Raw genomic sequence first — 20,906 nt, forward strand, 5'->3', positions numbered from 1 at the left:
TCATTCACCAACTGGAGTTGTTTCATCGGAAAAAGGTTCCGGTGGTGCTTCCCCTTCTTCGTTTTCACTCGAACTGACACCCGATCCGGGAATCACTTTGGCAATTGCTGAGTCCTCATCTTGTTGTCGTTTGATGGCTCGAATTTTTCCATCTGTTTCATAAAGTCGTTCGATTACTTTTTTCAGTAACAAAAACAAAAATTCCGGGCTTTCCTGACTCATCTGAACAAAGGTAGTTCGATTGATGATTCCGAGTTTTGCCATTTCCGAAACAACAACGATGGATGCTGCCCTCGGACTATTATTGATAATGGCCATCTCACCAAAAAACTCACCAGGAAGGATACTTCTTAGTTTGGCATGTTTGCCTTCGATTTGTTTATAAATATCTAATTGTCCTTCAAATAAAAAGAACATAGCTCCATTGGAAGGAACGCCCTCTTTAAAGAGAACTTCTCCACGTTTGATATTGATCATACTGAGTTTTGCGAGAGATTCTTTAAGCCCCATCACTCAACTCCGATAGATCTTTTAATTTTTGTTCTGCTTCAATCAAACGTTCCACATAAGTTTGTAACAATGCATAAACAAACATAGGGTTGGAATTTGCAATACGAGTTAAATTTTGTTTATCTAAGATGCCAAGTTGTGCACGGTCTGAGTCGATAAAAACTGTCATAGCTCGCGGGTGACTAGAGATAAGAGCAATCTCACCAAAAAATTCGCCCGTGGAAAGTTTTCTTACTTCATGGAAGTTCCCTTGATCAGGAGCTCCCATACCCACAGAGAGAGAACCACTTAAGATGAAATACATCTTCTCGTTAGACGGTTCGCCTTCTCTAACAATGATTTCTCCTCGTTTGAATGTCTTTGTAGGGACAGTATTAACGAAGTCAAAGATGTTGATTCGATTATCTTTTTTAGGAATGGACATTAAAGGCCGCGGTAAATCTCAATCAGTTCAGGTAATTTCTTATCCTCCGCATATTCCAGAGGAGATTTTCCTGTTTTATCTTCTATTTTAGAATCTCCGCCATTTAAAACAAAGACTCTTGCCAATTCCAAAATGGAATCACTTTTACCAGGATCGAACTGGATTGCTAGTTCGGAAAGTATAGTTTTCCCTAATTTATCCTGTTGGTTTAAGTTCGCTCTTCTTTCTACTAGGAATAGTACTAATTTCTTATAACTTTCTGTTTGCGTATTCTCTCTAGAGGACAAAAACTTTTGGATGGCTTTGTGTAAGACCGTAAGACTGTTGTTATCTGTTAGGTTGGGGTCAGCTCCTAAGGTAATCAGTTGCGACATGGTTTCTAGTCGATTTCTATTGAGAGCGATGTGAAGAGCACTTAATCCGCGTTTGTTTTTTGTGTTTGGGTTTACGGATTTTGTGACAAGGAGTTTGATCGTTTCATCTGCAAACTTTTGTTCTTTTTTATCAATCTCCAATTTACAAACTGTAGTGATTAGGTTTTCACCTTCTTCGTTTAACGATTGAAGATCGGCACCAGCACCAACTAAAAGTTTAAATGCTTCTGCATCCTTTCTTTCGATGGTTGCAAAAATCAAACTGGATCCATCTTTCTGTTTTTGGCTGGGATTTGCTTTTTTTGATAAAAGAAATTTTGCAATGGATAGTTGTTTGTTTTCTAAAGCTAATGCAAGTGAGGTTTCATTTGTCTTTTGGTTTATGGCATCCACTGGAACATTTTTTTTCACCAATTCTTCAACGATTTTTAATCCTGATTTTCTGGATGCCAAATGAATGGGAAGGTATCCTGCTTGGTTTGGTGTTAAGACATCTGCATTTTTTTGAATTAGAATTTCTGCAACTGCCCATTTGGAAGATTCGATCGATTCCTCTAGAGGATTTTTATTAGTAGAAAGGGTTTGGTTGGGGTTGGCACCTGCATCCAATACTAGTTTCAAAAGATTGGAATCGTTTTTTTGTAAGGCGATTTCGAATAAAGTTCTGTTCTGTAAGTTTTTGGAATCTACATTCAGCCCTTTTTTGAGTAATAAGTTTACTGCTGTTAGGTTTTTCTTTTCTACAGCATAAAAAAGTAAAGATTCCCCGTCCGGTGTTTTCGCATTCACATCAGCACCACGGTTTAAAAGAACTTCCAATCCTTGGGTAAATCCTTTCTCAATAGTAAAAACAATCGGACGAATGGACTTGGTATCTTCCGTATTGGGATTTCCATTGGAATCTAAACTTAAGTTTAAAAGTTTTAAGTTCTTTTGGTCAATGGAAACAAAAACCGGTGTTCGACCTGTAAGGTCAGGAAGATTGATGTCCCCCCCATTTTGAAGGAGATAAGTGATTGAATCGATTTTTGATTTTTCAAAGGCCAAGTAAAGTGGAGACTTCCGTGGATTGTTTCTTAAGTTTACGTCAGCTTTACTTTCCACTAGTAACTTTTGTACGGCGAGATTGGCTTTGAGTACAGCCACATGGAGGGCGGTGTTTCCATCAGCGTCATAAGCATTTAGATCCGCACCTTTTTCGACAATGGTTTTGATTTGGTTTGTAAACCGAGACGTAACCACATAGTGTAACAATGTTTTGCCGGATAAATCTCTTTTGTTTAGATCTGCCCCTTGTGTGAGTAGAATCTCAAACTGTTTGGGTTTATTTTTTTCCACAGCAAGGACAAGGAGAGTTTTTCCTGATTCGTCACTGGCATTGATGTCACCACCATTGGTGATCGCAGTTTCGAAATCCTTCAGACTCCCTTTGGATAGAATTTGCACCATGTCGGGAGCGGTACTGACTGCTGTAGTTTCTGCAGCGTTTTCTTGGGCAAAACGACTTGTGGAAGAAACGAGTAGAAGGGATAAACTAAAAGTAAAAAAAATCTGTTTCATTTGGGTAAATAAGCATCCGGATCCAAAGCTTGTTGGTCAGGGCCTTTCCTAACTTCAAAATGTAAATGTGGGCCGGTAGATTTACCGGTGTTTCCTACCTGACCAATGATATCGCCGGATCGGACAGTGTCACCTTCTTTTACTTGGCGTTCATTTTGATGAGCATAGTAGGTGAAGATATTGTTTTTATGGCTAAGGATTGTGAGCATCCCATAACCACTGCTAGTTGTTGTGGTTCTCCATACTTTCCCATCACTCACAGCCTTTATGGGTGTACCGATGTTTGCCGGTAAATCAATTCCAGAATGGAAGGCGCCAACTTTACCTGTGACCGGATCGACTCTTGTTCCAAAGTTGGAGGATACATAACGATCATTGTCCACAGGGATTTGAAAGTACTTAGAAATATCATCACTATCAACAAGGGGGCCACGATCTTTAGAAACAAATCCTCCAAAAACCCAACCTTCCCATTCATCATTCCAAGAAACGTAAAGCCATTTGGAACGAACGCCACCAATGGTTTCTATTTCTTTTTTTGTATCAATGATTTTGATTTTTTCATCTCCAGGAATTGTTGTCACCACAGAGCCGTAGTCATTGGGTTCATCACGCATTCTTAGACTTGTCGAACGAACGAATCGTTTTTCACCATTCCTTAGTTCATCGGGATTTTCTTGCGGGTAAGAAATTTCACCTGGTTGCACATCATAGGAGACAACTTCTGAGGCACTCAAATACCCACCAAAGACCCAACCATTTCCATAAGCAGAAGAAACTTGGTGCCAAAGGGAAGTGATCCCATCGATCGTTTCTTCCGCTAAAGTGGATGTTTCAATTTTGACTTTAAGACCTTTGGGTAATCTAGCAACAACGTAGGCGTTCACATCGGGTTCTCCTCTCATATTGAGAGAACTTGCTTCCACCCACATATCCTTTCCTTTTTTTGAGTCCGAGTAACTTATGTTTGTCGTTTCGGATATCCTTCCCGAAAGAGAAGATAAGTCCAAGGAAAGACCGTCAGTGTTTCTTGATTTGACTGCTGGTTTGGTGGCAGAAAGTAAATCTTGAGAAATATAACCTTCCTGTTTGGATTTGGTGCGAACGAGTACCCAGTGAGATCCTTCTTTTTTGGCTGTCACATCTTGTTTTAAAACCATCACCACTTCGAGCGAATCCCCTTTTTTCACTTTCACTCCAGAGCGAGAAGAGGGATTGTTTGTGGGTTCTAATTGTAAATAAAAACTATCTCCGGCAATCGCTGAAAGTGATTTTGATTTTTTATCTTTGGCACCAGGTGCTGCGTTATGATCTGCAATTCCTTCTGCTTGTTTTAAGTCTATGGGGGAGGAGGAAATTTTGAGACCAGGAAATCTGTTTTGCACACGATTTACAAAGTCGTTGTACTTTTGTAAAATTTCTTCCTGTTTCTTTTGGTTTGCAGTGACAAGACCGGATTGTCTTTGTTTGTCCCTTTCTTCTAGCGTGCTTTGCGAAAGAACAGGGTAAACCGAAAACAATAGAACAATAGACGTTAGAAGGATTCTCTGATTTTTCATAAAACAAGCTATAAATAACCAAAGAAATGGAGAATGGTCAAGGTTTTTTGTTTAATCTTCCTCAGGCAAAAGGGGAGTTAAAAAATAAGAAATGAATTCCAGTTTGCCTCGCATAGAGGATTTTTCGTAGATGGCGGCAGTTTGGTTTTCGATGGTGCGAAGGCTTTTTTTTCGAACCGCAGCGATTTGTTTTTGGGAGAATCCGCGGAGTAGAAGGATGGCAATCTCTGTTTCGGCTTCGGACAACTTCCATTCTTCCATTTGGGCCTTGGCTTCTGCCCAAAATCCTAATTCTGGATTTTTTAATATTCTATTTGTACGTTTTAGGTCATGGATTTGAGACTTTGCGTGTACGTTTTCCACAGCCTCGGCTTTCAATTCTTTGTAAAGGATAAAGACCACAAGAAAAGAGGAGAGGGCTATGAAGGATTCCACCGTGGCAATGATGAGTCGGAATCGATCAAAGATATCTGGTGGGTTGGTAAGGGTGAAAATTTCTTCAGCAATCCAAACAAAAAGAGATACAACGTAAAATGCTAAAAAAAGAATTCGTACCTTGCGAGTGTCCATATTTCTATCTAAACTTTGCCACTAGTCCCTGTATGCGCAAGCCAGTTTCTTAGGTAATATCCACATTTGCGGTGATCCTCCATGGAAAGATGGGTGAAATTGTGAGATCCTTTTCACATGAACCGATGGATGTTAAAACTTGTGTTTCTTTCTTTCGGATTTGTATTGGCGTTTACCGGATGTTCCAATTCAAAAAACTATGAGACAAGATCTCAGTGTATGGACCGATGTGTTCGCGAACAATTTGTTTGTGCTTTGGCCCTTGCACCACAACTCGACAATGCAACTGCAACCACAGTCACTTGTGTGACCATGTACATGATGTGTTATGAAAAATGTCCTGTGGTATCCACTAGCAGCTCTACTACGACAAGATCTAGCCGGTCTTCCAGTTCTAGCTCTAGTTCTGGTAATAAAGGTGGAAGTAGTTCTAGTTCCGGGTCAGGGAGTGGGTCCAGTTCTTCTGGAGGTAGCAACTAATCTATGAACCAGTTTGTCTGTAGATGATTTTGGCACCGATCTGTAAATTTTTATATAAGTCCAAAAAGATTTGGTTCGGAACCATACCTTCTGCGTCTCTTGAGAATTCAGGACGTAGTCTCTTTAAAAAATACATTCCGAGCTCTCCTTTGTTTTTGGCTTTCACCTTTCCTCTGTATTCACATTCAAAGAATCGTTTCACTTTATCATAAGTTGTTTCTGATAGATTGATCTCACCGGCATCACCCGAACTTTCCATACGACTTGCCGTGTTGACCGTATCTCCCCAAACATCATATGCAAATTTTGTTTTCCCCACCACTCCGGCAACAACAGGTCCTGTATGGATTCCAATTCGGATTTCCCAAAACTCTTGACCTAACATTTGTTTGAAGGATCTAATCTGAGTCATAAAGGATTTGATTTCCATAGCAAAAAGGCAAGCATCCACCGGATGAGTGAAATTCCCTTGAGGAATCCCACCGGCAGCCATATAAGAATCCCCGATGGTTTTTAATTTTTCGAAATTATGACGAACCGCAATGTCATCGAACTGAGAAAAACAGCCATCCAGTTGTTCGATGAGATCTTCTGGAGAAAGAGATTCCGCTGCTGATGTAAAGTTTTTGAAGTCAGTGAATAGAATGCTCACGGATTCGTATTCCATAGGAGCTACTTCCCCTCTTTCGATCAGTTCATCCGCCAAATCTCCCGGTAGAATGTTTCGAATGAAGTGGAGAGTTTTTTCTCTTTCTTTTTCTAGGTCTCGCCTAAGGTTTGCATTGTGAATGGCGCCGGCAACCTGTTCACAAAAAGAAGTGATCTCTGCAAATTCATCTTTTGTCCAATCTTGTTCTCTTGTGAGACGAGTGACACAAATGATTCCGATGGTTTGTCCTTGGACAACGAGGGGGATTTGGCCAAACAATTCTAATTTGAAACTATCTACAATGGATGTATCAATGGTTGATAATTGTTTCCATTTGATGGATTTTTTTAAATAAACAGGTTTTTGTTTTTCGTAAGTTCGGAAAAGGGAACCGATGTTTGGTGATAGAACCGGTCGAAAGGACCGAAGGAAGTTTGTCACAAGGAGGCCTTTGTTAAAGACTTCTGCTCCTTCCATGAGGGGAACAAGAGAATTGGTTTTGGGATCTACCAGTAGAACAAATCCTAATTCCACTCTGTGATTGATTTTTAAGTAAGAAAACACCTCCCTTGCAATGTCTTCAATTTGTGAAAAAGAATTAATTCTCCGATTGAACCGGTGTAGGTTTTCTAATTTGAGTCGATTGATTTCAATGTTTTCCTTTTCTTTTTGGATTACAAGATTTCCTTCTTTGAGTTCATTCAGTAGGTATCCTGTTTCAATGGTTCCCGCTATATAATCCGCTATAATTTTGATTTGATTTAATTGTTGTTCGGTGAGTTCGAATATTCCTGAATAATCTAGTAAATCTAGGGTTCCAATAAATTTGTTTCTTAAATGTAAGGGAACAATCAGTAAAGATTTTAAATTGGCCGATTGTTTGTTGGCAAGTTCCACACCTTCCGTTCTATACGATTCGAAATCTCGAATATAAAAACTTCGTTTGCGTTTTTTGACATAGGCATGCGCATACATAGTCACATAGGAATCAGAAACAGGGATGTTCCGGCTCATAATTTCTTCTTTTACTTTCTCTGTGAGTTCTTCTGGAAAGTTACTATGAAAAAATTCCAATGCTTCGAGTTCTTCTTTGTAAACATACAATAGATAATGGGGAACTTTGAATTTTTCTCGGATGTAACGACCAAGAATTTTCAGAATGTCTTTTAGATCCGAGGCAGAATTGATTTCTCGAAGTAGACCATCCAAATCCGAAAGTTGGCTATACGAATCCACAAGTTTGTCTGAAAATTCTTCCGAGATGGATTTGGTGCTGATCAGTTCCTTTTCTTTTTCGAGTAATTCTTTTTTTAGTGAATCTAATTCTTTTTGAAACTCGGTGATTGTGTTTTCTCTATCTTCCTTTTGTTTGTATAAAGAAAATATCCCATAAAGAATTGTGATAAAAAGAAGGGCGATACCAAAAAGTCCGTAGATCATTTGATTAGAATTTTTGCTCCGCGTTTTTGTTGAGTGTACAACCTTCCAAATTTTTCGTTCGGCATAGAACCTGTATCATCCGACAAATCAGGTTTTAAGGCTAACAATTCATAGATAGGAACTTGGTCCCCTTCGTATGTATTGATTTGGCGTTGGTTGCCTAAATGGAAGAGGCGTTTTACTTTTTCCATCGTTTCTTGAGAGATATTAATCGGAACACCCACACCACCTCGGCGGATGGCTTGGGTTTGTGTTACTGTTTTTCCCCATACATCATAATTGAATTTTGATTTACCAATGACTCCCGCCACCACCGGTCCTGAATGAATGGCAATGGTAATTCCATTCGGATGGAAAGGAATGTCTCTAAAGTCTTCAATCATTCGATTGACTTCGTCTTTTATTTGTAAGGCGGCAAGGCAAGCATCCACTGCATGGGTAAAGTTTCCGATAGGAAGTCCACCTGCCGCGAGATACATATCGCCCGTCATACGAAGTTTTTCCATTCCTTGCGCTTTGATGATTTCATCAAACCTAGAGAAATATAAATCCAAACCTTCAATGAGTTCTTCTGGTGTGAGTTGTCCTGTGATTTGTGAAAATCCAGGAAAACTAGTCATAAGCAGTGTTACATTTTCAAATTCGACGGGATTGACCCTTCCTTTTTTTTGTAACTCTTCGGCTACGTTTTTGGGAAGGATGTTGAGTAGTAATGAATCGGATCTTTGTTTTTCTTCTTCAATTTTTTTCAGTAAGAAGTGGTTGTTGATGGCACTCGCAATATGTTCCGAAACACCGACAATAGAATTCACTTCATCTGTATTAAGTTGGATGTTTTCATCACTAATTCCATAAACTGCCATAGCCACGACTTCGTCATTGTTGACGAGAGGGGAGATGAGAAATCCTTTCATTCCCGATTTTTCTGTAATTTGTTTGTCGATTGAGAACGGCATGGATTTAGGAACATGTTTCATATAGAAATGTCTTTTTCTTTGGTAACATTTGTAAATGAACCCACTTTCTTCTCTCAGTGGAAAACGAAGGGATTTGAAATAATTGATGTTATCATCCACTAACAGGTCAAATCCGGAGTGGTTGAGATAACGAAATTCATTGTATTCTTTGTCCAAGAAATAGAGAACACAATGTTCGATTTTATAGTTCTTACGAATGAATCCAAAAATTTCTGCGAGGATATTTTCTAAATTATTTTGAGAGTTCACCGTTTTAGCAAACTCATTCATCTTTTGAATTTCGCCTCTGGCTCTTTCGGATTTTTTCCTTTCCTCTTCTGTGATTTGTAATAATAGAGAGTTTTGGATGGCTCCCGCTATTTGGTCACAGAATCCGGCGATCCTTCGGAGGACCTCCCTTGTGACTTCCATGGGTTTTTGGTAGGAAGTAAAGTATGCCATACCAATCACTTCGTTTTGAACGACGAGTGGGACTGCAACGAAGGAAGTCAGGCTTAATTTTGAAAATATTTGTTCGTCTAACTCCGATTCGTATCGCTTAGGAGGTTTCGGAACAAACAATGCTCTTTTTCTGGCATATGTTTTGTAAATGATCCCCCCCTTTTCGTTCAAAGGAACCCTGAAGGATTTTGCAAATAACAACTGTTCCTCTGTTGCGTAAGTCGGAATTGTTGTTTTGTAAGTGTATAATTCTTTTTTCTTTGTATCAATGAGTTGGAGGAGAGTGGCTTCAATCTCAAATGTTTTTAAGATATAGTTAAACATCTCATCGATGATTTGTGAGAGGCTAGACTCTGAGTTGATTTTTTTTGTGAATTCGTTTAACTTCACAACTTCGTTCTTCGCATTTTCCATCTGCATTCTTGCATTTTCTGCAATGAACTTTTCACGATTCATTTCTTCCACGAGAATCGAGTTGGTAACAGCAGTGGCGATGTTCTCTGCCGTGTTTTCCACTAATTGGAGTTGTGGTTTGGAAAAACTCGTACCTTTTTGTTCGCTAAGAAGAGTCAACATCGCAATGACTTTTCCTTGCGAACTGAGAGGGATGATCATTCCAGGTTGTTTCCCAATCAATTGGACAAATTTTTGATTGGATTCGTTGAGACGTGATTCCCAAACTTTGGCAAATCGAAAAGGGCGGTTCCTTTTGTAGACATGATAAAAAAGCCCAGCACTTGGATCTAGAGGGAAACTCATACCTTGTAAGGCAGAATCAAGATTGAGTCCTGAGTTAGGAGAGACTACGGATTTATGGTAAAGGATTTTTGAGTTTTCGGAATCGACTAAAAGTAAAATCATCGAATCGCAAAAAACCTCTTCGTTCAAATAATCGAAGGCTTTGGCGAGAATACTATCGAGTTCGAGAGATGTGTTGAGTGTTTTTGCAAATTCATTGAGCCTTTCTATGTTTGCTTTCGAATATTCTAATTCATGTGTCCTTTCAACAACAATGTCCTCCAATCCTTCTTTCAGGATGTTGAGTTCTTTATTCGAAACTTCGAGTCGTTCTTTTAATTTTTCAATCGAAAGGTAGGCTCTTGTGAATCCATAAGAGAGAATGTATCCTTGGAATAAGATAAAACCTAAAAACCCAAAAGGCATTACATTCATTGTGTTGATGACATTGTTTTGATAGAGGATATCATGGACAACGGTTCCAAAAACAAAACTAAAACCAATCAGGGAGAGTCCGGCCCCCACAGTGTCGGAACGGTAAGCCATAATGATGGCAATGGTGATACGAACGCAGACAGAGATTAAAAAGATTTGGAAAAAATGAATTTTAGCGCTGAAGATGGCGACTGGTAAAAATAAGGAAGCAAGGAAGGGCGTGATGAGGATATAAAGAACCCACATGGTCCTTGGGCCAACAGTGTTAGGAAATACCAACCGGTAGAAGTAAGCAAAGACAATGGTTGCGATATAAATGGTGGCAAATTCCAAGCGGATGAGAAAATCCATCGGCATTTCCGGGAAGATGTCTAGAATATTCCTCTCTCCTATTGTAAGGAGGCGCATAACAATCAGTAGACTAAAAAGGGAGATAAAAAGACTGGCTTTGTCTTGTCTGCGCATAACAAACAAACCCAAATGATATAATGCCCAAAGAAAAATACTTCCCGCGAGAAAAGATGTGATTTGATAACTGCGATTGACTTTGTCGTATAACGTTCGTCTTTCGCCCAGTTCCATACTTTCCCAAAACCCACCTTTGGAGTAGTGGAAGTTCGAAATTTCATAAACAATTTCTGTTTCACCAGAAAGAGGTTCCAAATCCATAAGAACTGATTTATAAGATGGTTCAAAGTAATTTGGATTGATTCCAAAACTACCTTGTTCCACTACCAGTTTGCCATTGACATACAATCTGTAGGCAGACGAGAGATCTAGGTTGTGAAAGGCCAGTGTTGGTGTGTTTGGTGGGAAAAAAACTTTTAGCTTATATGTCGCATATCCAAATCCGCCGAGAGATTCACCAAACCAATCGACACCTTTCCAATTGGAGGGAATGGTTTGGTAGATGTATTTGGGTTCTCGTCCGAGTTCGGTATCAATTTGGATTCCTTGGTTGGTTTGTTTCCAATAAAATTCCCATTCTCCATCAAGGGTGATATTTCCATCTTTAGAGAAGTCCCATGAGGACAAGTCCATCTTTCCTTCCTTTGCGATTGGTTTATTGCGATTGACTTCCTTACAGTGGGAGAATCCAAAGAACAGACCGAATAGGAATAACAAAATGACTCTTTTCTTCATAGTTAGGCTACTAAGGTTAAGAACTAGTGATGGAAAAGAAAAGGAAAAATTCAGGAATAACTGACTTTTATTTGAGAAGATGAAAAATGCTTTTGCAGAGTCGTTGACATAAGATTTAAAATTTCTTCTGTTTCTTGTTTCGAATAAGAAACAATTTTATCTTTTTTTTCAAAAGCATGAAATAAAATCGAAGAGTCCTTTCTTACATCCACCATCCTCTTTAAAAAATCAATATTCATTCGAAATCCGCCAATACTGATGTCAAGAATGCCTTCCATTTTTAGTTCTTTCCCTAACTTCTCAGCTAACGATTGGTAATGGGTTTGCCAATTCGGAACTCGCAATATGGGATCCAAACAAATACGAACTTTCCAACCATCGGTGATGGCTTGGTTTATGGCTTTCAATCGGGCTTGTAGGGACGGAGTTCCATGTTCGATGGTTTCAATCACTTCCTGTGGACTTAAAGTCCAAGCCAGAATGACATTGGGGTTCGGAGTGGATTTGGCAATTTGACTGTAGTTAGTTGACTTGGTTCGAATTTCTAAACTCAAACCCGGCTCTGTGTTAGCAAATTCCAACCATGCTTTGGTGGCTGGAAAAAATGATTCCAAGGCAAGAAGGTCTGTGTCATAAGATAAAGCAAGATAGAGGGATTTATTTTTTTCTAAGAACTCAGTTGTGGCAGAAAAAAAATCTTCCCAATTAACAAATAACACAAGATTGGCGGAAGGAAACATCCCTTGTAGATAACAATATTCGCAATCGTAAATGCAGTTGAGAGCGAGTGTATTATAATAAAAATTTGGATGTGAGAAGTTGGGTGCAAAATCACTTCCTGGGTATAAAAACTGGTCCTTTTTTTCTGCCAAAATTAATTTGGGAGTTTCTTTTTGGATGCGGAAGTTTTGCGAATTCCGATTGAAACTATCTTTATAATGTCTGATGGGAATGGGAATGGCATTTGGAAATCGCGTTAGAATCTCTTTGGTGCGAAAGTGATCTTTGATACTGTCTTCAATATAAATATGAGAGAATGCTTTAAACATGGAGGGAAGTCCTCCACTCGTCAAAGTATGTTTTTAGATCGTTTTTGGATTTTAAATTGATTTTGGATGATTCCTCTGGAAAAGGAAGTGGTGAATGGGGATTACGCAATCGAAAGAAACGAATGGATTTTTTGAGATCATGTTTCATAGTCTCTGTTAGGCGGATGTTTTGAATGAAACTTTCTACCTTAGGCCAATCGATGGATTCCACTTCATCAACACGATTCCAAGGTAAGGGAGTGGCCCATTCTTCAAATAAATCGTTAGTGATTTTTGTCATCATGGTCTCAACATCTTCTATTTGGCAAAATTTTCCTTCTAAGTGGTCGGATATCAGTTTTCCTAACGCTATATTTTCTAAGGGAAAATAAAGGGAAGCCGCTTCAAAAAAACCAGCTCCTTCCATATCGACAAGACTCGTATCCAATAACTCTTCTTTCGAAAGAGATAAAAAACGATCCACGACCTTTTCTTTGGTCACCGGCCGATCGAAGGTTTTGAGACTTGTTTCATTTTTAAACTTTGAATTTAAGATTCGATCCGGGTAAAAGTCCCTTTGGGATCCAACATCCGTAATTTTATGAATCCAAAAAAAGTCGCCTAATGCTAGTTCGGATGGATAGGCACCGGCAATGCCCAAATTCCAAACTTTCATTTGTTTTCTTTCCTCTTTGGATAAGTTGTGAGCAAATTCAGAAACAGCCAAGGCCATAGAAAGTTTGCCTGTACCTGAAATAATAATATAATGAGATTCTTTTTGGAAAATACGAAATTTGCCAGGATGGGATAAGGGTTTTGCCTGCAGAAGTTCCAACCATGGTTTGGCCTCGGAAAGAACAGCGAAAAACAATGCAGACATAGTCTAAACATGGAACAGGGGGGTTCCATGCAAAGAAAAGTTTTGTTTGCCATTTTTCTCTTTATGGGTTCTTATATCTATGCTGGAGCAAAAAAGATGTCATTCCATGATTTCAAATCCGTTTCAATCCAAGGGAAAGAAGTTTCCCTTTCCGAATACAAGGGCCATCCCGTCCTAGTTGTGAACGTAGCATCTAAGTGTGGTTATACGCCGCAGTATGAAGGACTCGAAAAAATCCATCAGTCCTATAAAGATAAAGGACTAAAAGTAGTTGGATTTCCTTCCAATGATTTTGGTGGTCAGGAGCCGGGGACCGAATCACAAATTGCCGAGTTCTGCAAACTCAACTTTGGGGTCAGTTTTGATCTGATGAAAAAAACCAAAGTATTGGGAAATGATAAAGACCCTGTGTATCAATTCTTGACTGAGAATGCAAAAGAAAAAGGGGATGTAAAATGGAACTTTGAAAAATTCCTAATCGATAAAGAGGGGAAGGTTGTTCATCGTTTTCCTTCTGGAACCAAACCGGAAAGTGCGGAGCTAAAACAAGCCATTGAAAGTCTTCTTTAATCAATTTGTTTATCCTTTTCTTTTCGTTTTTCTAAGTTTTGCCATTTCTGCCGAGGAAACTTCCTCGGTTGTACAAATCGTTCGAACATCCACGGCAGAAACTGTTTCCATTGCAGAGATAGTCAAAGAATCATCCAAATATGATGTCGTTGTTTTGGGCGAAGAACATGACAATGGGGACCTGCATCGTTTTTATGAATCTTTATTTAAAAGTATTTCTGATTTAGAGCCCACTTCTTTGTCTTTGGAAATGTTGGAACAAGACCAACAAAACATAGTCAATGAATTTATCAAAGGAACCATCACTGAGTCACATTTCCTTTCAATCACATCGAACTGGAAATCCTTTAAGACCGACTATCTACCGTTAGTATCCATTGCCAAAGAAAAAAAATGTAATGTAGTTGCTGCCAACCCTCCCAGGCGATACGTAAATGTAATTTCAAGAAAGGGTTTGTCCGCGTATCGCGAGTTTTCAGATGGGGCACTACAGTATTTACCTCCCGCTTATAGTTTGGAAAAGTATCTAACGGAAGATTACAAACAAAGGTTAACTGCCCTATTTGCCGGTGGGCATGGAGCAAACCATGGACCTGTGAACCAATATTTGGTTCTTGGCCAAGCCACTTGGGACCAAGGGATGGCTGAATCCATTTCTCGGGAATTCTACAAATCAGGAAAGAAGGTGGTTCACTTAAATGGAAGGTTTCATTCCGATCGGAAGGGTGGTGTCGTCCACAGACTACGAGAAATGGGCCATTCTGTCTTAGTTATCTCTGGATTTGTCAAAGATCGGGAAGAGAGTGGGGAATTTGTGAAAATCGCTGATTTTGTAATTTTAACAAACGGCCGATAAGAATAGGGAGAACCTATGTCGGCACCCTCTCTTAAATATCTTTGTCCACACTGCCAAAAGGCATCTCGACTTCCTGAGCCAACTCCTAAGGAAGGGAAGTTTCAACTAACGTGCGCTCATTGCAGTGAAAAAGTAATTCTTAATTTTTCGGATTATCGTTTTGAAATAGTAAAAGTGGTTCCCAAAGAACCACCGATTTCTGAGACGACTCAGTTGTTTCAGCCCTTTAAAATTCCCACACCGACAATCACCAAACCAAATGATTTTAAAGAAAGGTCGGAATCAAAATCCAAACCATTTTGGGAACGAAAAGTTGTCTTCGAACGAGAACCAGAAGTTCGGACATTCAAACCCAAACCTTTAAAACAAAGGCTTAGTAGTGGGAACGGTGGTCGAAGTAAGTCTCCCACATTCTCCTATGTGAAACTTGCGTTTACAATCACTTCCGTTTGTTTATTTTTATTCATTCTTGGGTTCTCTTATTTTGTGGCAGGAGTGCTTGCGACTAAAAAAGAAGTCCCTTTGTATTTGGAATCTCTTTCGAAAAACATTCCCACTAAAATCCTAGATCGTAATGGACAGATGGTGAGTGAAATCTTCCAGAAACGAACATCCACCTTACGTTTGCAAGACTACCCAGAAGATATGATCTCCATTCTTTTGAATATTGAAGATCAAAAGTTTTTCTTTCATGGTGGGATTGATTATTCGGCAATCCTTCGAGCTATTTTTAAAAACATCATAAATTTAAGTTATAAACAAGGGGCATCCACGATCACACAGCAGTTAGCACGAATCATCCTGGATGATCGTCGCAAAAGTTTAAATCGAAAGTGGCGAGAGGCACAACTGGCCTTTGCTTTAGAATCTGTACTCACCAAAGAACAAATCTTAGAAACTTATATGAACCATGTTTATTTGGGTCATGGAGCATTTGGATTTGGAGAGGGTGTTAAGTTTTATTTTCAAAAAAATCCAATGGAGTTGAGTAAAGAAGAAATGGTGTTACTGGCCTCTCTTCCTTCAGCACCTAACAAATATTCTCCCTTAAAAAATCCAGAGGAATCCTATACTCGTGTCCGGGCCATTTTACAGATGTTTCGCAATCGTGGTATTTATCCCAATTTAGATCGGGATAAGTTTGTAAGTTTTTATCATAACCTTTCCACTCGTTCGCCGAATGAAACAGTTTTTGGTTCCAGACAAGACATTGCTCCTTATGTAACAGAACATGTCCGTGGGGTTCTTTCTTCTTTAGAAGGAGATAAGAATATCTACGAAAGTGGTGGATATACCGTGGAAACCACGCTAGATCGCGGGGCACAGGAACTAATTGGACCCATGGTTCGTGAGTATCTGAACAAAAATCGTAAGTCTGGCAAAATTCAAAAGAAACGAGTCCGACTGAAACCAGAATCACCAATGGATTTGGCATTTCGGCAAAAGATGGAAGAAGTATCCATCTTAAACGAGATGGTTTGGAATCCAGATAGTTTGGAATCAGAAAAAGATACAAGTTCAGTGCAGGCGGCCATTGTAGGAATCCAACCAAACACAGGTCAGGTGTTATTTTTACATGGTGGGGAAGAGTTTAATTCACAAAACCAATTCAATCGCGCCACCCAAATGCGTAGGCAGACGGGAAGTTCCATCAAAGCCGTGTTATATGCATCTGCCATAGATGCTGGTGTGATCCAAGCCGGAACCAGGATTCTCGATGCTCCTTTGTATTACCGTGGTGGTGGGGGAAAGGAATGGGCTCCCGAAAACTTGGGGGGAAGTTTTGATGGAGAGATCTCCCTTCGCACAGCGCTTGTAAAATCCAAAAACACAGCCGCCGTTCAAGTTGCAGAACGATTGGGAAGTGCAGGCATTGAACGTTATTTTACAAAATATTTTTTCCCGAATGATGGTGAAAAGAAAGCTCGCTACCGTGGTGATTTGTCTTTGGCTCTCGGAACCTTAGAGATCTCACCTTTGGAGATGGCATCAGCCTTTACTGGTTTTGTCAACCAAGGCACAGTGAAACGTCCTTATCTCATTCAGAGGATTAAAAATGCGAAGGGTGTTGTTTTGTATGAAGCAGGTGGCACTGATGAGTTTAAATTAAAACTCCCTCCAGAGCGCCAAGTGATTCGTCCAGACACAGCAGAAGTGATGGTATCATTACTTAGGGATAGTGGCCGTGCCAGTGGAGTACGGGGCGGTGGTTATGCGGGAGATCTCATTGGAAAAACGGGAACCACCAATGATTATAAAGATGCATGGTTTGTAGGTGCAAGGCCTGATTTAGCTTTGGCAGTATGGATTGGATATGACAATCCAAAATTTGGAATGGGTGGGAGCGGACTTGGTGGGGCAGTGGCGGCACCACTGTGGGGAGAGATTGTTTCCTCGATTGATAGAAAAAATATAATTCCAAAAATTCAATTCAGCCAACCGGTCTATGCAAAACCGCATAAAATTTGTTCCTTAACCGGGAAACAAGCTGGTGCCAATTGCCCTGTGGTAAACGAACTTTATCTTTCGGATCATCCCCCTGAAGGAATTTGTGCGGAAGACCATAAGTCCGTACAATCAGAGAACAAAGATTTGATGAAAGGGTTGTATTAATTGAAAACAAATTTGAATCAACTCCTTGGGGCGAGTATCGTTCTACTCTCCTTTGTATTCACTCTTTCTCTTTCAGCCAATTCCTATTATGAAGAAGGGTATGAAATGGAGCAGTTGAATACTCTCTTTGCCATTCCTTTGTATGAAAAAGCTCTCAGCCAAAAACCATCGGGGAAATTACAAAAGGCCGTAGTCTCTCGTCTTTTCTTTTTGTATAAAAAACATGGAAAACTTTTGGATGCTTTGTTTCTCGGAAGTAAGTTTCCTTCTCTCATTCCTTCCAAAGAAAGAAGTTGGATTTGGTCTCATTTAGCAGAAATTTATAAACCTATCACTGTATCCGAACTTTCCGCAACTTATGTATTGGCTGCCAAAGTTTCATCAGATAAATTTACCGAACTATCCGAACATCTAAAAATATCCAACTCACAAAAGTTATATGAATTTGCCTCCATAATCCTTTTGAAACGCAAACAATACAAAGTGATTTTATCAATTTATGCTGAGAATCCATCAATGGCCAAAACTCCGTTGTTTATTGGGATTTCTGAATTTAAAATCGGAGCCGATTCCGGTAAAGAATTTTTGAAAACCATACTCGGAGAATCAGAAACGGAACGCTCAGACCAAGAGAAATCAGATGTTTTGTATTTGATGGGTGTGTATTACCGCCAAACAACAGAATACGAACTGTCGGCTCGTTACTTTCGAATGAGTGGAAGTTTTGGATCCAAACCAAGGGCCGATTTAGAAACTACAAAATCTCTTGTTTTGAAGGGAAATGCAAAAGAGATGTGTTCTACTTTTAAATTTGGTTCTTCCTCTACAGATGAAATCGAAACCCTTTTGTATTATTACTGTTCTCCGAATGCGAATAATTCTTGGAAACCTTATGAACCAAGTATTCGTATTTTAGCCGAAAGGGAAGGAAATGAATTTTTAACATTACTCTTTCCAGGTAGGGACCAATGAACTTTAAATTTTATCTTTCTTCGTTTGTTTTGAATTTAGTTTTCTTCACCTATCCGGCATTAGCAAATTTTTTAGTCACACCAGAACAGAACTTACGATTGGAACTTGTTGGGTCTTCCCGGGACCAAATTCGTTTTTGCAAACAAAAACCCGCACAAGTGTTTGGACGTAATGCGATTGCTCCTTCTGTCACTTGTCAGTTTCTACCAGAAACAGAAGTGAGTTTAGATCATTTTTTTACAGAAGAACTCGCGGACACGGAAGAAACACAATGGACTTTCTATGATGGATCGGGCAAACAATTGTATCCCACCGTCTCTTGGGAAGGCCAAGAGACTTTGTTTTTGGTATCGGTGGTTCGTTCCAAACGAGGTCAGTTCGGAGTTCAGTTGCAAAGGAAAAAAGACGGAGCCTATTTTTTCTATCGCACTAAGATCCAAAACTGGGTGATTTAGTTTTCTATTATTTAGAAACTTTTTCCTTTTGCCTTAAGAACTGTAGAATCCAAATCAGAATCGGCAAACCTAATTCCAAGGTTACATAAACATAAAGTCTAACCTCTGCTGGAATTCCAACGGTGATCATCGAAATCACACGACCTAGGCCTGATAAAAAGATAGCAGCTCCCATAATGTAGACAAGATCACCTTGTTTTTGAATGTTAAATGCCATCCACAATGCGATGAAACCTGCACCCAGAAGAATCCCGGCTAAATAACGATAGACATTGTCTGCATAGGGAGTAACAGCTGTTCCCTCAGGCATGATGAGGGCAACACCTTTGATCAAATTGGTAATGCCGCCAGATAGGCCAATCAGAAACACAAGGAAAAATAGGATCTGCAGGATTCTTTCTTTTTTGTTCATTTGGACCTTTTCTCGCATGAAAGGCGTGGGAAAACAATCCATAATTTGGTGGCGCCGAAGCCGCTGCGGTCTATTCGAATCCTTCAGTTTGTTGTTAGTTGGGGATTTGGTTCCTTTGTATCGGAACTTAGTTTGGGCAGGGAACGGACAAGTAGGGACGCTGTCCTGATTCGCCCACCCTTCACTCCGCCATCCTGGCTACGTTCGCTCGGGCCCGTCGTCGCTCTTTTTGACATCCTGTCAAAACTTCTCCCTATGGGTCGAAGTCGAGCTCCTCTATTCGAATCCTTCAATTAGTTGTTAGTTGGGGAATTGGTTCCTTTGAATCGGAACTTAGTTTGGGCAGGGAAGGATTCGAACCTTCGAAGGTAAAACCAGCAGATTTACAGTCTGCCCTCGTTGGCCACTTGAGTACCTACCCGAAGAAGTGCATGAAGCCGCCTGAGGGATTTGAACCTCCGACCGGCTGTTTACAAAACAGCTGCTCTACCACTGAGCTAAGGCGGCATGCATTTCCAATTTTTGTGAAAAGCCGTTAAGGTCAAATAAAAATTCTTTGAGCGGAGGTGGATTCTATCAGAATGACAGGAGATGGCACTGTTTTTTGTCAATTCTCTGATGACGATCTCCATAATTGGATTTTATTCGGGTTATTTTTTTCGAAAGAAGGACCAAAACCGGCATAGACTCTTCAATAGCATTGGGATTTTGGCAAATCTCTCGGCAGCTGTCTATTTACTCGGCATGAAATATCTGTTAGGTGGGATTGCCGAACACCAAATTTATCCAACGGCACCGGAATTCATCATTCATATCCATCGGTTTTTTGCAGCCATAACTCTCGTTCTTATGTTGTGTATGGGTTATTTGGGATGGAAAAGAAAACGAAACTTACACGTAAAATTGCATTACATCTTTTTGCCATTGTACACGATTGTTTATATCTCCGGTCTGTTTTTATTTCAATCAAAACCGCTTTAAGGAATGTTCATGGAAAAAATTGAAGTCGCAAAGAAATTTGCAAAAGATATCCGAATCCAAGTTATCAAAATGGTAACGGCTGCCAATTCTGGTCACCCAGGTGGTCCTCTTGGACTTGCTGATATCTACGCTGCACTCTATACTTCCATTTTAAATCATGATCCAAAAAATCCTGAATGGCCAGAAAGAGACAGACTCATTCTTTCCAACGGCCACGTATGTGCGGTTCGTTATGCATCCATGGGGCTTTCTGGTTATTTCCCTGTAGAAGATTTGCTTACATTTAGAAATATCAATTCATATCTCCAAGGCCACCCTTCCACTCGTTATATGAAGGGAATCGAATCTAGTTCTGGATCTCTCGGACAAGGTTTATCTGTATCTGTTGGTTTGGCATTGGGCGCGAGACTAAAAAAAGAGACATATAAAATTTATACATGCATCTCTGATGGGGAATGTGGGGAAGGAATGACTTGGGAAGCAGCACAATCGGCAGTCCACTTCAAAACAGATAACCTAATTGCCTTTATGGATCGTAACTACATCCAAATCGATGGAAACACAGAAGAAGTAATGAAGTTAGAACCACTAGATAAAAAGTTCGAGATGTTTGGTTGGAACGTAATCAATGCAGACGGACATAATATGGAAGATATTTTTGCTGCATTTGCAAAAGCAAAACAACATACTGGTGGACCAACTCTTATCGTCTTTAGAACTATTTTAGGGAAAGGTGTTTCTTATATGGAAAACAATCCTAAATGGCATGGGACTCCTCCGAACAAGGAACAAGAAGCACAAGCACTTGCGGAATTAATATAATCTTTCAGATTCGATTG

General features: G+C 39.8%; 18 protein-coding genes and 2 tRNA genes. 8 read left to right on the forward strand and 12 right to left on the reverse strand.

From position 1 onward, the window contains the following. From JWG41_RS08060 to JWG41_RS08080, 5 genes are read right to left on the reverse strand one after another with little or no spacing between them, the layout of a single operon-like run. A complete protein-coding gene (locus tag JWG41_RS08060; RefSeq protein WP_205269412.1) occupies nt 1-510 on the reverse strand; it encodes a Crp/Fnr family transcriptional regulator in 510 nt (169 codons plus the stop codon). Continuing rightward, nucleotides 500-934 carry a Crp/Fnr family transcriptional regulator gene (locus tag JWG41_RS08065; RefSeq protein ID WP_205269413.1) on the reverse strand — a complete coding sequence of 145 codons (435 nt, stop codon included), beginning with the start codon at nt 932-934 and terminating at the stop codon, nt 500-502. The genes JWG41_RS08060 and JWG41_RS08065 overlap by 11 nt, the downstream gene beginning before the upstream one ends. After that, nucleotides 934-2,868: an ankyrin repeat domain-containing protein gene (locus JWG41_RS08070; protein WP_205269414.1), complete on the reverse strand. Its 1,935-nt coding sequence runs from the start codon at nt 2,866-2,868 to the stop codon at nt 934-936. The genes JWG41_RS08065 and JWG41_RS08070 overlap by 1 nt, the downstream gene beginning before the upstream one ends. After that, nucleotides 2,865-4,427, reverse strand: coding sequence for a peptidoglycan DD-metalloendopeptidase family protein (locus tag JWG41_RS08075; RefSeq protein ID WP_205269415.1), 1,563 nt, complete (start codon nt 4,425-4,427; stop codon nt 2,865-2,867). Before JWG41_RS08075 ends, JWG41_RS08070 begins: the two co-directional genes overlap by 4 nt. A gap of 51 nt (nt 4,428-4,478) precedes the next feature. After that, entirely contained in the window at nt 4,479-4,997 is a 519-nt protein-coding gene (locus JWG41_RS08080; protein ID WP_205269416.1) for a helix-turn-helix transcriptional regulator, read from the reverse strand. Nucleotides 4,998-5,114: 117 nt separating this feature from the next. Between JWG41_RS08080 and JWG41_RS08085 the strand changes: the two genes are divergently transcribed. Beyond that, entirely contained in the window at nt 5,115-5,477 is a 363-nt protein-coding gene (locus JWG41_RS08085) for a hypothetical protein (RefSeq protein ID WP_205269417.1), read from the forward strand. 1 nt (nt 5,478) lies between these two features. Here the strand turns inward: JWG41_RS08085 and JWG41_RS08090 are convergent, their stop codons facing one another. The 4 genes from JWG41_RS08090 to JWG41_RS08105 are packed head-to-tail and all read right to left on the reverse strand — an operon-like array spanning nt 5,479 to nt 13,208. Beyond that, nucleotides 5,479-7,566, reverse strand: a complete 2,088-nt coding sequence (locus tag JWG41_RS08090) for an adenylate/guanylate cyclase domain-containing protein (RefSeq protein ID WP_205269418.1) — start codon at nt 7,564-7,566, stop codon at nt 5,479-5,481. Continuing rightward, the gene (locus JWG41_RS08095; RefSeq protein ID WP_205269419.1) at nt 7,563-11,300 is read right to left on the reverse strand and encodes an adenylate/guanylate cyclase domain-containing protein; all 3,738 of its coding nucleotides are present in this window, start codon (nt 11,298-11,300) and stop codon (nt 7,563-7,565) included. The genes JWG41_RS08090 and JWG41_RS08095 overlap by 4 nt, the downstream gene beginning before the upstream one ends. Before the next feature lie 50 nt (nt 11,301-11,350). Next, on the reverse strand, nt 11,351-12,349 hold the full coding sequence (locus JWG41_RS08100; protein ID WP_205269420.1) for an SPL family radical SAM protein: 999 nt from the start codon (nt 12,347-12,349) through the stop codon (nt 11,351-11,353). Further along, nucleotides 12,342-13,208: a phosphorylase gene (locus JWG41_RS08105; protein ID WP_205269421.1), complete on the reverse strand. Its 867-nt coding sequence runs from the start codon at nt 13,206-13,208 to the stop codon at nt 12,342-12,344. Before JWG41_RS08105 ends, JWG41_RS08100 begins: the two co-directional genes overlap by 8 nt. A 9-nt stretch (nt 13,209-13,217) precedes the next feature. Between JWG41_RS08105 and JWG41_RS08110 the strand changes: the two genes are divergently transcribed. From JWG41_RS08110 to JWG41_RS08130, 5 genes are read left to right on the forward strand one after another with little or no spacing between them, the layout of a single operon-like run. Then, a complete protein-coding gene (locus tag JWG41_RS08110; RefSeq protein ID WP_205269422.1) occupies nt 13,218-13,778 on the forward strand; it encodes a glutathione peroxidase in 561 nt (186 codons plus the stop codon). Next, nucleotides 13,762-14,634: a ChaN family lipoprotein gene (locus tag JWG41_RS08115; RefSeq protein ID WP_205269423.1), complete on the forward strand. Its 873-nt coding sequence runs from the start codon at nt 13,762-13,764 to the stop codon at nt 14,632-14,634. The genes JWG41_RS08110 and JWG41_RS08115 overlap by 17 nt, the downstream gene beginning before the upstream one ends. Nucleotides 14,635-14,649: 15 nt before the next feature. After that, entirely contained in the window at nt 14,650-17,247 is a 2,598-nt protein-coding gene (locus JWG41_RS08120) for a transglycosylase domain-containing protein (RefSeq protein ID WP_205269424.1), read from the forward strand. A 12-nt stretch (nt 17,248-17,259) separates the two neighbouring features. Then, entirely contained in the window at nt 17,260-18,219 is a 960-nt protein-coding gene (locus JWG41_RS08125; protein WP_232373860.1) for a hypothetical protein, read from the forward strand. Continuing rightward, entirely contained in the window at nt 18,216-18,674 is a 459-nt protein-coding gene (locus JWG41_RS08130; RefSeq protein ID WP_205269426.1) for a hypothetical protein, read from the forward strand. Before JWG41_RS08125 ends, JWG41_RS08130 begins: the two co-directional genes overlap by 4 nt. Before the next feature lie 7 nt (nt 18,675-18,681). Here the strand turns inward: JWG41_RS08130 and JWG41_RS08135 are convergent, their stop codons facing one another. The 3 genes from JWG41_RS08135 to JWG41_RS08145 all read right to left on the reverse strand — a co-directional run bounded on the left by JWG41_RS08135 (nt 18,682) and on the right by JWG41_RS08145 (nt 19,593). After that, the gene (locus tag JWG41_RS08135) at nt 18,682-19,086 is read right to left on the reverse strand and encodes a DUF4345 domain-containing protein (RefSeq protein WP_205269427.1); all 405 of its coding nucleotides are present in this window, start codon (nt 19,084-19,086) and stop codon (nt 18,682-18,684) included. 339 nt (nt 19,087-19,425) lie between these two features. Continuing rightward, nucleotides 19,426-19,507: transfer RNA gene (locus JWG41_RS08140), tRNA-Tyr, on the reverse strand. Between the two features lie 14 nt (nt 19,508-19,521). After that, nucleotides 19,522-19,593, reverse strand: a tRNA-Thr gene (locus JWG41_RS08145). Between the two features lie 84 nt (nt 19,594-19,677). Here JWG41_RS08145 and JWG41_RS08150 point away from each other — a divergent pair. Further along, the gene (locus JWG41_RS08150) at nt 19,678-20,067 is read left to right on the forward strand and encodes a hypothetical protein (RefSeq protein WP_205269428.1); all 390 of its coding nucleotides are present in this window, start codon (nt 19,678-19,680) and stop codon (nt 20,065-20,067) included. A gap of 9 nt (nt 20,068-20,076) precedes the next feature. Further along, complete coding sequence (locus JWG41_RS08155) at nt 20,077-20,889, forward strand: transketolase (protein ID WP_205269429.1); 813 nt, start codon at nt 20,077-20,079, stop codon at nt 20,887-20,889. Nucleotides 20,890-20,906 lie beyond the last annotated feature (17 nt).

The organism is Leptospira chreensis, from assembly GCF_016919165.1.
Taxonomy (GTDB): domain Bacteria; phylum Spirochaetota; class Leptospiria; order Leptospirales; family Leptospiraceae; genus Leptospira_A; species Leptospira_A chreensis.

What these genes read in the sequence shown, in the direction of transcription:
- JWG41_RS08060 (WP_205269412.1), bottom strand. Translation starts at nt 510, where the DNA reads ATGGGGCTTAAAGAATCTCTCGCAAAACTCAGTATGATCAATATCAAA.
- JWG41_RS08065 (WP_205269413.1), bottom strand. Translation starts at nt 934, where the DNA reads ATGTCCATTCCTAAAAAAGATAATCGAATCAACATCTTTGACTTCGTT.
- JWG41_RS08070 (WP_205269414.1), bottom strand. Translation starts at nt 2,868, where the DNA reads ATGAAACAGATTTTTTTTACTTTTAGTTTATCCCTTCTACTCGTTTCT.
- JWG41_RS08075 (WP_205269415.1), bottom strand. Translation starts at nt 4,427, where the DNA reads ATGAAAAATCAGAGAATCCTTCTAACGTCTATTGTTCTATTGTTTTCG.
- JWG41_RS08080 (WP_205269416.1), bottom strand. Translation starts at nt 4,997, where the DNA reads ATGGACACTCGCAAGGTACGAATTCTTTTTTTAGCATTTTACGTTGTA.
- JWG41_RS08085 (WP_205269417.1), top strand. Translation starts at nt 5,115, where the DNA reads ATGAACCGATGGATGTTAAAACTTGTGTTTCTTTCTTTCGGATTTGTA.
- JWG41_RS08090 (WP_205269418.1), bottom strand. Translation starts at nt 7,566, where the DNA reads ATGATCTACGGACTTTTTGGTATCGCCCTTCTTTTTATCACAATTCTT.
- JWG41_RS08095 (WP_205269419.1), bottom strand. Translation starts at nt 11,300, where the DNA reads ATGAAGAAAAGAGTCATTTTGTTATTCCTATTCGGTCTGTTCTTTGGA.
- JWG41_RS08100 (WP_205269420.1), bottom strand. Translation starts at nt 12,349, where the DNA reads ATGTTTAAAGCATTCTCTCATATTTATATTGAAGACAGTATCAAAGAT.
- JWG41_RS08105 (WP_205269421.1), bottom strand. Translation starts at nt 13,208, where the DNA reads ATGTCTGCATTGTTTTTCGCTGTTCTTTCCGAGGCCAAACCATGGTTG.
- JWG41_RS08110 (WP_205269422.1), top strand. Translation starts at nt 13,218, where the DNA reads ATGGAACAGGGGGGTTCCATGCAAAGAAAAGTTTTGTTTGCCATTTTT.
- JWG41_RS08120 (WP_205269424.1), top strand. Translation starts at nt 14,650, where the DNA reads ATGTCGGCACCCTCTCTTAAATATCTTTGTCCACACTGCCAAAAGGCA.
- JWG41_RS08130 (WP_205269426.1), top strand. Translation starts at nt 18,216, where the DNA reads ATGAACTTTAAATTTTATCTTTCTTCGTTTGTTTTGAATTTAGTTTTC.
- JWG41_RS08135 (WP_205269427.1), bottom strand. Translation starts at nt 19,086, where the DNA reads ATGAACAAAAAAGAAAGAATCCTGCAGATCCTATTTTTCCTTGTGTTT.
- JWG41_RS08150 (WP_205269428.1), top strand. Translation starts at nt 19,678, where the DNA reads ATGGCACTGTTTTTTGTCAATTCTCTGATGACGATCTCCATAATTGGA.
- JWG41_RS08155 (WP_205269429.1), top strand. Translation starts at nt 20,077, where the DNA reads ATGGAAAAAATTGAAGTCGCAAAGAAATTTGCAAAAGATATCCGAATC.